Here is an 11,764-nt window from a genome sequence, read left to right on the forward strand (position 1 = left end):
GCGTCGGCGACGGTTGTCGGTTGCGCCGGCCAGAATGGCTGAGCCGAGAGGGGGCCCGATGACCGGGAGCGCGTACGAGGACTTCGACTACGAGGGAGAGCTGCCGATCGGCTGGAGGCGGGCTCTCCCCTGGCTCGAAGGGCACGCGACCGCCGACAGGGCGGAGCTCCGCTCCGTGCTCGCGGAGGCGGACCCCTCGGATCCGAGCGCGCGCTCGGCCGTCGTCGAGCACATCGTCGAGCACAGGTCCGCTTCGACCATGGGCGAGCTCTTCCCGTCCGTCCGGGTCCGCGGCCTGCCCGAGCGCATCGACAGCGTCCGGCTCGCCAACGTCCTCCTGAGGGAAGGACTCGTGGACTTCGAGGCACTGGCGCCGATGCGCGTCCGGGGACTCATGGTCGTGCGCGGCATGGGCGCCCGCAGCCTCACTGATCTCCTGAGCTGGTACGTCGGAGAGGCACTCCGGACCGGAGAGGACCGTGCGGCGCCGCTCGCCGAGCAGTCTCCGCCGTCTCGACGTTCCCGTCAGGCGGCCGAGGCCACCCCGCGCACGCGGCTCCTCGATGCGCTCCACCTCGCCTCCGCCTGGAACGAGGCGCTCGGCCTCAGCGACGCGCCGCTCCTCGCCGGTTCCCGGGACACGGCGAACGCTCCGGCCGAAGTCGTCGAGGCGTGGTCTCTGCTCGACTCGCTCACCTCTGCGGAGTGGAGCGGAGGAGCGCCGGCAGCGACGCTCGCCGAGCAGCTCGGAGTCCACCTGTCGGAGCTGGACGACCGTCAGCGGGTGATCCTGCTCGAGCGGCACACAGCCGGTCGCCGCGCGACCCTCGACGTTCTCGGGGAGCGGTTCGGCGTCACTCGCGAACGGGTCCGCCAGCTCGAGGTGCGCCTGCGCGCCGTTCTGCCCCTCTGGCTCGAGCGCGATCAGGCGCTGGCCTTCCGCGCCTCCGCGGTGAGGGCCCGCATCGGAGCGCTGTCCCACCTCGACGGGCTGTCCGACGTCCCCGGGCTCCTGGACGAGATCGACGACGACGGCACGTCGGCGCTCGCCGTGCTGGACGCCGTCGACGACGGCTTCGAGGGCGACGGCGCCTGGTTCGCCGCGCCCTCCCTCGGGGCCGCACGCGCCGAGACGGCCGTCCGGTTCGCCGACCTCGTCGATCCTCACGGCGGAGCGACCCACGCGGAGGTCCTCGCCTCCTTCGCCGAATGGACGTCGCTCAGCGAGAAGAGGGTCGTCGAGTGGATGGCGATGCTGGGCCACGTCCGCATCGGGGACGTCTGGACGAGTTCGCGTCGGAGGTCGATCGGCGATCTCGCAGTCGTCCTGCTGAGCAGCGAGGGCGAGCCGAGGTCCGTCGACTGGATCGAGGCCGCGTTCGAGGGCGAGCGCGAGGTCCGGTCGATCCGCAGCGCCCTCGCCGCCGACGCGCGTCTGGTCCGGGTCGGCCGCGACGACTGGGCGCTCGCCGAGTGGGGCGGAGAGGCCTACACGAGCATCAAGGACGCCATCGCCGCAGAGGTGCGCCGCAACGACGGAGCGGTCGCGCTCGAGGCGCTCCTGGAGGATCTGCCGGAGCGGTTCTCGATCTCGGCGAACAGCATCAGGACCTACGCCGGAGGCTGGCCCTTCGTCGTCCAGGCCGGAGTGGTGCGCTTCGCGGAACGCAGAGCAGTCGTCCGGACGAAGCCGGGGATGACCAGGAACCTGTACTTCCTCGACGAGGGGCGCATCGCCTTCCGCATCGACGTCACCGGGGAGCACCTGCGGGGGAGCGGGACCATGCTCTCGTCCGGAGTCGCCCTCGCGCTCGGCGTGGCCCCCGGGGAGACCAGGCAGTGGAGCGGGGAAGGGTGGGGTCTGACGATCACCTGGGCCCGCACGCAGCCGATGATGAGCACTCTCCGCGCAGGGCTCGCGACCATCGACAGCGCGGCCGGAGACAGCGTGCGGCTCGTCTTCGACGGTGAGCACGTGACCGTGGCCGGCATCGAACGGCCGGACGACCTGCTCGCCGTCATGGGCATCACCACCGCGGACTCCTCGACGATGGCCCGCGCGGTCGGCCTGCCCGAGGAGGCGAGCCGTGAGGAGCTCGAGGCCCGGCTGGAGGATCGGGGCGAAGGGGAGCTCGCGAGCGGGCTGGCTGAGGCCGGCCAGGGCTGAGGGGAGGGCGGCGGGGCGACCGCCTCAGTAGGCGTCCGCGGCGATGAGCCCGTGCTCCGCTACACGAGCCAGTGCTGCGAGAGCCCTCGTGGCCTGCCGCTCGGTCGGGGGCTTCCCCGGAGCAGTGAGGCGCTCGATCTGGGCGCGCTCGATCGGGCTGACGATACCTCGCTCGACGCCTTCGCCGAGGGCAGTCGTCCACACCGCCGACGGGACGTCGAGCACACGCTGGACAGGATCCGCCTGAGGTGCCGGGTCCAGATCGGACTGGGGGGCCTCTGCGGCAGCATGCGCTCCCCCCACCTCGACCAGCTCGTCGACAGGGGCGGCAGGCAGGACGAATCGTCTCTTCTTGGCCGAGTCCCAGCACGCGACCTGCTTCGCCCACTGCGTCACGTTGATCTGCAGGCGGTAGGGGTCGGTGAGGACTCCGTGCATGGCATGCGCGAGGTCGAGGAGGACAGCCTCAGTGCGCGGTCCGAGCCGCTGCTCGCGCCAGACCCGCTCGAAGTCGAATCGGTAGCCGGGCATCTGTCGTCCGAGCTCGTAGGCGAACTTGGATATGGCGTAGGCGACGATGTTCGCGAGGTAGCCGGTCGAGTACCAGTCCGACTGCATGACGGCGGCGCGCAGCCGGTTGTACATGATCACCTTCGCGATGCTGTGCCGGAAGTACTCGTCGTCCACGGCGTCGGAGGCCTCTCTCCAGAGCCGGTCCGTCTCGGCGGCGAATGCCACGAAGTTGCTCTGCGCACCCCTGCTGACCTCGTGGGGCTTCTGGTCCCAGGAGAAGGCGAACTTCGCCCAGTCCGTCTTCGCGATCACCTGGGCCCGGGGGAACTCGAGCTCGAACCGCTTCTGCTCCGGCGCCGAGAGCGCATTCTTCGAGTTCTCGTACTGACCGCGGGTCCGCTCGTAGAACCAGCCGGTCGTGAACTGTGCACCGTCCTTCGCCGGTGCCTTGACTCGGAGACTGATCTGCTCGAGCTTCACGTGGTACGGGCTGTTCGAGAAGAAGTCGGCCTCGCTGACCTTGTTCTGACTGTTCGCGTAGCGGGAGACCTTCGCAACGAGTTCCTGAGCCTTGACAGGGGCGACCTTGACGAGCTTCATCTGGACGAAGACGCCGTCGAGCGACCTGTCCTTCGCCTGACGCACGAAGTGGGCGAGGGAGGACGTCGTCTGGCCTCCGTTGACGATCTGCCAGTTGTCGATCGCGGTCAGGTACGTCCCCCCGTCGCGCTGCTCGACGGTCACGTCGGAAGCGGTCGTGGTCAGGCCGTTGTTGTAGGCGAGGAACATCTCGGGCTCCTCAGCCAGCGTGGTCTGGATCCCCTTGTTCACCTTCCCCCGCGCACTCAGGAACGTCCTCACATTCGATTCCAGCAGCTGGCTGCCGAACCGCTGGAAGGCGTCGGCGAGCACGCGGCCGGGGAGGACGGCGAGGTAGCTCTGAGCCTCCGCGCCGTTCTCCGCTCCAACCAGGCAGGGGAGGCCCTCGGGCATCCATTCCGTCAGGTCGAGCCGGATGTCGTCCCGGCCGCTCTCCGAGGCGGCCAGCTCCTCGAAGCGGCGCAGATCCCAGATCGAATAGGACGCCGGCCTGTCGAGGACGACCTCATCGTTGATCGTCGTGACCCTGGCGCTCAGAGTGGCATCGGTCACGAGGAGGAACTTGAAGCGCTGGAATCGGGCCAGATTGTCCCTCAGGTACGCGGCATAGTCAGCCTCTCGGGAGCTGGGCTCGAGGTGCTCGGTGAGCCATCCGTCGAGTGCGTGCTCCAGGAAGGCGGCACCAGCGCCGAAGATCTTGTCCGACTCGGACTTCGTCAGCACCGCGCCCGTCGTCCCACGGAACGTCCCGACGATGATCACCAGCGAGTCGTCCGCGGAATCCTCTGCGGAGCCGAGGAGCTCGAGCTTCCTGCCCCGTCGCCCGATGCACCGCAACGGCTCGACCGTGGCATCGAAGACGACCTCGGCGTCCTCGAGACGCTCCACGAGCTCCTCGCCGAAAGCCTGGACTGCGAAGGAGGACGAGCCGGCGGCGCGCAGGGCGATCTGCTCGCGGAGATCTTCCTCGAATGTCATTGGTGCATACCTCGTGTTGCTGGTCAGTGCAGTCGGAGACTGGCGGTGAAGTCGGACAGCGACGTGATGTCCAGGCGGTAGCTGACGCTCCTGACGGCGGCCGGCACCGAGTGCGCGCGGATGCGCGGGAAGCCCTCCAGGACGTCGAAGGCGAGCATCTCGCCGAGGCGGAACCACCAGTCGGCGTAGTACGCATCATCGCGGTCGAAGCCCAGCGTCTCGACTGCGTCCCGCCACAGCTTCCGGGAGACAGGATCAGCATCGGCGGCCTCTGCGAGCGCGTCGAAGAGCTGAAGGAGATTCCTGGCCTCGCCGTCGTCGGCGTCCGAGCGCTCCATCGGAAGGACCGCGAGCTGGAGAGTCGTGTTCGCGGGCTCGAGCTGCTGAAGACTCGAGATCGTCACCTCCATCGACGGCAGGCGTGCTGACTTCACCTCGACGCAGTGCCCCGAGGGGAAGATGAAGTCCTTGCTGTTGCCGTAGGGGCCGCTCCAGGTGCGGAGAGCGCTTGACAGGGAAACCGCTTCGTCTGCAAGGCTCTCGAGGATCGAGAGCTCGGCCATCAGGCCGCGGAGCGCATCCTCTCCCAGACGGCCCCGGGGCCTGGCGAGGAGGTCCCGGAACGACTCCAGGCTTCGCGCGAAGATGTCCACGCTCGCTGAAGCGCCGTCCGCTCTCCCGCTCTCGTCCAGGAGGTACTGGCACAGCGCCAGGAAGGCCGGCTGCACCTCGGCATCCGATGAGGCGATCCTGAGATAGCTCGTCGCAGAATGCGCGGACTGCGTGATCTGAGCGGTGAATCCGCGCCCGCCGTCGATGAAGTAGGCAGGCGTCGACGGAAGCTCGAGGACGAGGGCGGGGTGCTGCTGGCCGTTCTGGGCGAAGATCCGCAGCCACAGATGCGGAACCCTGACCACTTGGCCGTCCGGTCCCTGGAGGACGGCGGCGAATGCCTCGTGAAGCCTCACTCCTCGTCTCCAGCGGGCTCGTCCTTGTCGGGCAGACCCAGGTTGAGTCGGGCGAAGACAGTGTTCGCGACGAACCGCGCAACCCGGTTCTTCTTGCTCCCGGCGCGCTCGGCGTCGTCCTGAGAGACCGGGAATGCTACGACCACTGCGATCAACGGGTCCTGCGCAGTGAACTGGAGCTCGTCGTCTCGGGCGGCTACGGCGTCGTGCTGCTCCCGGGCGGCGGCGCCGGACTCCGTCTCGTTGATCACCGTGAAGACGAGCAGCAGGGGCCGTTCCAGTGCGCCTCGGATGACGTCCTGGTCCGAAAGGCGTCTCCGCTTGCCCGCAGTACCGCGCTCGAGGTCGCGTTCCAGCTCGAGGACCCGGTCCTTCTTCATCGCATTGCGCAGGTCTGCACCCGCCGCGACGCGCCGGTTCCCGAAACGAACTGATTTGCCTGAACCGGCCTCCAGGTTGTTGCGGATGCTCGGCGAGAGCGGAGTGGACAATCCCAGGACCTCGGTCTTCGTCTTGGACTGACCTTCTACGAAACCCACGTCCCAGGTCTCCGAGTTGACGGCATCGGCGAGATGCGCGGCAAGCTGCGCCTTGCCGCCGCTCTTGCTCGTCTGCCCGAAGAACGTCTCGCTGTCGTGACCGCGGAAGCGCGAGAAGAATCGTGCGATCACCTCAGACGGCACGTTCGACCACACCATCGAGGATCGCGTCTCGTCGGGCTCCTCGCCGGCGCCCTCCTGCAGTGCCGAGACCAGATCCTTCGCGGCATCCAGGTTCCTCCTCCTGTCGGAGGAGTCGATGGAGAGCACATGCGACTCGAAGGAGGCTCCGTCTATGTCGACCTCGCCCTCGATCTGCGCGGCGTGCTTCTGCTTGTTCGCCGCGGTGATCAGGAACGCCTCGGGATGCCGTCGCATCTTCAGGCCGAACTGCTGAGGCGTCATCTTCAGGGAGTTCATCAGCCGCAGCGAGCCCCGCAGATCGTCCGAGACGTCGGCGACGTACTTGAACAGATCCACGACCGTGGAGTCGATCCAGACTCGGACAAGGTCCTCGTAGCCCGGACGGTAGCCGAACCACCGTCCCATCTGGAGGAGCGTGTCTGCGGCAGCGGCCTTCCGCACGAAGTAGCTGATCTGGAGTCCCTCGAGAGTGAGACCTCGAGCCAGCACATCGCCTCCGACGAAGATCGTCGGGAGCCGGGACTCCGCCTCCCGGTCCTCTCGGGACATCTCGCTGAGCCGCTTGTTGCGCGGGCCCATCGTCCCGCTGTTGACGAGCACGACGCTCACCTCCTCGACGATCTGCAGGAGCAGCGGTCGCAGCTCCGCCCAGGACGCCTCGTCGGCGAACTCGCCGTCGAAGGTCTCCTTCAGGATCGAGGCGGCTGTCGTCGTGTCGCCCACCTCGTCCTCGGGCATGGCGTACTCGGCCAGCACTGCCCGCCTCACGTCGTCCACGAAGTGCTGGACCTCTGCGGTCACATTCGACTGGACGTCGTTGAAGCGCGAGACGTTGATCATCATCGATGCCGGTTGCACTGATCCATCGCGCCGGCGCCGGATGGCTGTCCCGACGAGGAACGCGCTGATGGCCTGGACCAGAGTGCCGGGCAGCTCGTCGATCTGGGCCGTCCGCTTGTGAGTGAAGGGCAGCACCTCCAGGCAGTCCTGGACGTCGGTCCTGATACGCGGGTCGGAGCCTTTCGTGTCGCGACCGAAGTACGCCTCGACGCCCGTGTAGTTCGAGGGGCTCTCCAGGGCCTGGATGAAGTCGCGAGGGAAGAGGTCCTCCTCGACCGAATCGTCGATCAGCACATTCGCGAAGGGCGTCGCCGTGATGCCGAGGTAGGAGCTGCGGCTGGAGGTGGCCAGCAGCCGGCGGACGACGCGGTTGACTGCCGCCGCGTCATCCTCGGTCTTGGTGTTGACCGACGCCCAGTCGGCCTCGTCGTCCACGACGATCAGCGGTGCGGTGAGCTTGCCCTGATTAGCCTGTCCGACGAGGTAGTTAGCGAGGTTCGCGAGCACTCGGGCGTTCTTCTTCACGACGAAGATCGTCGGAGTGTCGCCGCCCAGCGCTACGACCCCGGCGTTCTTGCTCGCCGCGCTGAAGTCGGAGCGGGTCGTCGTGAGGATGTTGCTCTGGATGGAGCCGTCGATCGCGCCGACCCCGATGCGCATGTTCTCGTAGCGGGAGTCGATGTTGTCGGCGATGTAGACCGAATCGACGCCGGTCATGTCCTTATCGAGGCGCTGCTGCGTCTGACGGCGGAGGTCCTCCGTGTGTCCGCCGATGACGACGATGATCTTGTAGCCGTAGTCGATGGCCTTGTTGAGGATGCCCAGGTAAGTCGCTGTCTTCCCCGACTGGACCTCGCCGATGACAAGTCCGCGACGGGCCCACTCGCCGCCCGCCTTGGGGTCGCCCATGCGCTCGAGGATGATGTCCGTCTGCTCGTCGAGCTTCCTGACGACGGTCGGGCTCCACTCCCGGTTGACGAGAAGCTGCTGGTAGGCGTTCCAGCGCTTCGTCTCAGTGGTCTTCTTGCGCTCCTCGAGCCATTCCTTGAAGGTCTTCGGGTCGAAGACGACCGGTCCGAGGTCGAGGGTCACCTGCTGCAGCTCCGTTACTCGTGCGATGACGGCATCGACGTCTCCCGCTTGCAGGTCCGGTCCGACTATGGGGGCGAACAGGCGGGCCTTCGTCTCGAGGTCGTCGAGCTGGATCGAGCTGTCGTTGACGAGCAGGCTGGTGAGCATGTCCAGGAGCTTCTTTTTGTCCTTCTCGACGGCAATGGTCGTCATGCGGATGCGCTCCAGATCTGAGTGATGAGTCCGTCGAGGTCCTCGACGCGGTCGAAAGGCTCCGTGGCGCGGAGAGTGGAGGCCACCTGCGCCGGAGGGAGGTCGCCGAAGCCGCCCGAACGGCGGAGTGATGCGAGCTGCTCGAGCACGTCGGCGGTGGCTGCCACCGGTGCCGTGCTCGTCTGGCCCTTGGCGGCTTCGATGTACAGATCCGCAGTCGGGAAGGTCTGGGCGAGGTCGGTCAGCAGCCGGGAGAGCTGGCGCCTCTGCTCGTCGGTCATCGTCTCCTGCAGGGCCGCGACGAGCGGGTGATCGGCGTTCACCTGGTAGCGGGAGCCCTCTCGATCGATGATCTTGTCCCACATCCTGGCGATGGTCTCGCCGGTCGCGCGCCTTCCTCGGAACGTGTGGACCCGCTTGCTGCGATCGATGACCTTGTCCATGACCCGCCGGAAGTGGAGGCGGAAGGCCTGAGGCGGCTCCGCACGGGACTTCTTGATGTCGAGCTGCCAGAGGTGGTCGACGGTGTTCGGGATGTCGACCATCACGCGGGACTGCTTGGAGAGCTCCTCGCGGCGGGAGAGCCCGAACCAGTGGCCGTAGGAGATGAGGCGGCGGTTCCGGTAGATGTAGAAGCCCTGGCGCTCGCGCATCCCGGCGCTCAGATCCCAGCGCTCGCGGTCCTTCTTCGAGAGTGCCGACGGGTGCGGGAGCGTGTAGGCCTGGAATTCGATCCTCTGCCCCTCGATCGTGAGCGGCTCGCGGTGGGACTGCTGCGTCCGAGGGTTCTTCGACAGGAAGGGATCGAGCGCCGGAACGTCGAGGCCGTTGACGCTGATGACGAGGGGGCTGCGCGTTCCGTCGTCGAGGAACCGGTGGAAGGTGAGGGAGAGGTGGCCCCTGAGGTCGGCCAGCCGCTCCGCCATGACGAGATCCGGCCGTGACGCGGCGCCGAGCATGTAGTCGAGCTCCTGCCACACGATCAGCGTTCCCGACGGTCGGGAGAGGAGCGCATCCGCCCGGGGAAGCGACGTGTACTCGCTCTCGGCAAGCACGCTCAGGGACCATTCACCCGACGAGAGGACGTGGTCGATGTCCCACTGGAGAGCCGTCGTCTGAGCGTTCTTCCGGGTGAGCACGGTCAATCGTCGCGCCTGCGAGAGCGATGCGGTCTTGAGGCCGAGGCCGAACCGTCCGAGGTCGTTTCCCGCTCTCGTCGTCGTGCGCGCGCTGCCGGCGAGCTGCAGTGCTGTCCGAGCCTCGTCTGGGCTCATCCCCGCGCCGTCGTCCAGGACGGTGAGGAATGAGGAGTCCACCGGGTCGCCGACGATCTCGACTCGGACAGCACCAGCGCTGATGCTGTTGTCCACCAGGTCTGCGATAGCCGCGTGGAACGAGTACCCGACGGAGCGCATCGATTCGAGCAGCTCCACGCCGGGAACAAGAATCTCGTGCTGCAAGCCGCCCCCTCGATGAACTCATCGACAGCCTAAGGGCAGGAAAGGACACTGAGTTCTCCGCGGAATGCCGAGGCCGGTTGCGATGAAGCAGGAGATGAGGCGCAAGCTGGTGGGCCTTCGGGCATTCCCGCCCCCGTGCAGCCGACTCCTCCTGGAACGGTAAGCTGCTCCTGGCCCGACGGGGCATGCGCGCGTGCTCAGCGGGGAACGCTCGTGCGGCGGTGCGCAGCTGCTCCGCTCTGCGCATGTCAGTGGCAAGCCGCACACTGTGTCGGGGTCGAACGAGAGGCAGCACGTGGACTTCAAGATGGGTGAGCTCTTCTGCGGACCGGGCGGGATGGCACTGGGCGCGCATCGCGCTGCGCAGGGGCTCGATGTGGGCCTCGAGCACGTCTGGGCCAACGACTACGACGCGGACACCTGTGAGACCTACCGTCTGAACATCCCCGGCGCCAGCCGGGAGTCCGTGATCCACGGCGACGTCCGCACCCTCGACACCGCTGCGCTCGACCCGATCGACGGCTTCGCCTTCGGATTCCCGTGCAACGACTTCAGCCGTGTCGGCGAGCGCAAGGGGATGATGGGCCGCTTCGGGCCGCTCTACAAGTACGGCGTGAACGTGCTGAACGAGCACTCGCCGTCCTGGTTCGTCGCCGAGAACGTGGGCGACCTGAAGGGCGCGAACGACGGCCACTCCTTCCGTCGGATCCTCCGCGAGCTGGAGGAAGCAGGGGACCAGGGCGGATACGTCCTGACTCCGCACCTGTACAAGTTCGAGCAGTACGGGGTGCCCCAGCGCCGGCACCGCATCCTCATCGTGGGCATCCGGAGGGACCTCGACGTCGAGTTCCGCATCCCGGCGGTGGAGCCCTATGCGCACATCGACAACTCGGCGGGCAATCGGCTCGAGAACCCGCCTATCGGCCCCGACGTGACTCAGAACGAGCTCGCCAAGCAGAAGCCCTGGGTCATCGAGCGGCTCACGCACATCAAGCCGGGGCAGAGCGCGTTCACTGCCGAGCTCCCTGAGCACCTCCGACTCAACGTCACCGGCGCGACGATCAGCCAGATCTACAAGCGCCTCGAGAGGGACAAGCCCTCGTACACCGTCACTGGTTCGGGCGGCGGCGGGACACACGTCTACCACTGGGACGAGCCGCGAGCGCTGACGAATCGCGAGCGCGCCCGACTCCAGACGTTCCCGGACCAGTACCAGTTCGTCGGGGGAAGGGACAGCGTGCGACGCCAGATCGGCATGGCCGTGCCGGTGGAGGGGGCGGAGGTCGTCTTCTCCGCGCTCTTCAAGTCCTTCCTCGGGGTGGACTACGAGACGACGCACACCAACCTTCCCCGCTCCATCGCGAGCGTCCTGAGCTGAGGCCGGACCGCGGAGTGGGGGCAGAGTCGTGGGCGAGCACGCCCGGCTCCCGCCGGTCCATGCTCGGCAACAAGCGAAGGGACACCCGTCCTGAGCTCGAGGTGCGCCGTCGACTCCATGCCAGGGGGCTCCGCTACCGGGTCGATCATGCTCCGCTGCCGGGACTGCGGCGGCGTGCAGACGTCGTCTTCACCGCTCGTCGGATCGCGGTCTTCATCGATGGCTGCTTCTGGCACAGCTGCCCCGAGCATGCCACGCAGCCGAAGCGGAACGACGGCTACTGGACGGCCAAGCTGCAGGCGAACACCGCGCGGGACCGCGACACGGATGAGCGCCTGACTGGAGCGGGATGGCTGGTGCTCCGCTACTGGGAGCACCAGGATCCGGATGAGGTAGCGGCAGATGTGGAGAGCGAATGGCGCAAGGCGGTCCTGCGCGGTGCGCGACTCAATCCAGGTGGAATGCCGTGATCAGGACCTCGATGAGTTCGCGCGCCATCTTCTCGTCGAGCTGGAGGCTCTGACTGCTCTTGGGGCCGGACTTGCGGTCATCTGATCCGAAGGTCGACAGATGGACGTAAGTATGGCCGTCATCGGACTGGATCTCCTGGAAGGTGCAGTCGACCTCGGTCGGATGAACGGTGACCCGCTGGTCGCCGCGCTCCAGCGATCTGATCCTGGCCATTGTTTGCTCTTCTCCATGCTCATCCGGATGAGGTCGACGACTACTCTCGCACCGGCACGAAGGAAAGAAATCGTCCGGCTCTTCGTGATGAAATCTCGTGTCGTTGGAACGGATGAGCTCGATCTCGAAGCAACCCCCCTCTTTGACGCCCCACCCACCCCCGTGTTAGCGTCGCTATCGGACATGTGACTGGTCGTGCAGGCAGGATC

Annotated in this window: 8 protein-coding genes; 3 read left to right on the forward strand and 5 right to left on the reverse strand. The window is 67.1% G+C overall.

The annotated features are described in order from the left end of the window. Positions 1-58 precede the first annotated feature (58 nt). A complete protein-coding gene (locus tag C5D66_RS03420) occupies positions 59-2,167 on the forward strand; it encodes a sigma factor-like helix-turn-helix DNA-binding protein (RefSeq protein WP_181067913.1) in 2,109 nt (702 codons plus the stop codon). 24 nt (positions 2,168-2,191) lie between these two features. Here the strand turns inward: C5D66_RS03420 and C5D66_RS03425 are convergent, their stop codons facing one another. Genes C5D66_RS03425 through C5D66_RS03440 form a run of 4 tightly spaced genes read right to left on the reverse strand, consistent with a single transcriptional unit; the run spans position 2,192 to position 9,466 of the window. Continuing rightward, positions 2,192-4,258 (reverse strand): AIPR family protein, encoded by a 2,067-nt coding sequence (locus C5D66_RS03425; RefSeq protein WP_104256269.1) that lies wholly within the window; start codon positions 4,256-4,258, stop codon positions 2,192-2,194. Between the two features lie 23 nt (positions 4,259-4,281). Continuing rightward, positions 4,282-5,226: a PD-(D/E)XK motif protein gene (locus C5D66_RS17010; RefSeq protein WP_181067914.1), complete on the reverse strand. Its 945-nt coding sequence runs from the start codon at positions 5,224-5,226 to the stop codon at positions 4,282-4,284. Beyond that, complete coding sequence (locus tag C5D66_RS03435; RefSeq protein ID WP_181067915.1) at positions 5,223-8,033, reverse strand: Z1 domain-containing protein; 2,811 nt, start codon at positions 8,031-8,033, stop codon at positions 5,223-5,225. The genes C5D66_RS17010 and C5D66_RS03435 overlap by 4 nt, the downstream gene beginning before the upstream one ends. Beyond that, entirely contained in the window at positions 8,030-9,466 is a 1,437-nt protein-coding gene (locus C5D66_RS03440) for an ATP-binding protein (protein WP_104256267.1), read from the reverse strand. The genes C5D66_RS03435 and C5D66_RS03440 overlap by 4 nt, the downstream gene beginning before the upstream one ends. A gap of 322 nt (positions 9,467-9,788) precedes the next feature. Here C5D66_RS03440 and C5D66_RS03445 point away from each other — a divergent pair, with 322 nt between their 5' ends. Then, positions 9,789-10,871, forward strand: a complete 1,083-nt coding sequence (locus tag C5D66_RS03445; protein WP_104256266.1) for a DNA cytosine methyltransferase — start codon at positions 9,789-9,791, stop codon at positions 10,869-10,871. Between the two features lie 59 nt (positions 10,872-10,930). After that, the gene (locus C5D66_RS03450; RefSeq protein WP_104256287.1) at positions 10,931-11,341 is read left to right on the forward strand and encodes a very short patch repair endonuclease; all 411 of its coding nucleotides are present in this window, start codon (positions 10,931-10,933) and stop codon (positions 11,339-11,341) included. Here the strand turns inward: C5D66_RS03450 and C5D66_RS03455 are convergent. Continuing rightward, a complete protein-coding gene (locus C5D66_RS03455; RefSeq protein WP_104256265.1) occupies positions 11,319-11,555 on the reverse strand; it encodes a hypothetical protein in 237 nt (78 codons plus the stop codon). The two genes, C5D66_RS03450 and C5D66_RS03455, sit on opposite strands and share 23 nt — an antisense overlap. Positions 11,556-11,764 lie beyond the last annotated feature (209 nt).

Source organism: Rathayibacter sp. AY1B4 (genome assembly GCF_002932815.1).
Lineage (GTDB): Bacteria > Actinomycetota > Actinomycetes > Actinomycetales > Microbacteriaceae > Rathayibacter.

Excerpts from the sequence above, each read along its gene's own strand:
- C5D66_RS03420 (WP_181067913.1), top strand. The coding sequence starts at position 59 with ATGACCGGGAGCGCGTACGAGGACTTCGACTACGAGGGAGAGCTGCCG.
- C5D66_RS03425 (WP_104256269.1), bottom strand. The coding sequence starts at position 4,258 with ATGACATTCGAGGAAGATCTCCGCGAGCAGATCGCCCTGCGCGCCGCC.
- C5D66_RS03435 (WP_181067915.1), bottom strand. The coding sequence starts at position 8,033 with ATGACGACCATTGCCGTCGAGAAGGACAAAAAGAAGCTCCTGGACATG.
- C5D66_RS03450 (WP_104256287.1), top strand. The coding sequence starts at position 10,931 with ATGCTCGGCAACAAGCGAAGGGACACCCGTCCTGAGCTCGAGGTGCGC.
- C5D66_RS03455 (WP_104256265.1), bottom strand. The coding sequence starts at position 11,555 with ATGGCCAGGATCAGATCGCTGGAGCGCGGCGACCAGCGGGTCACCGTT.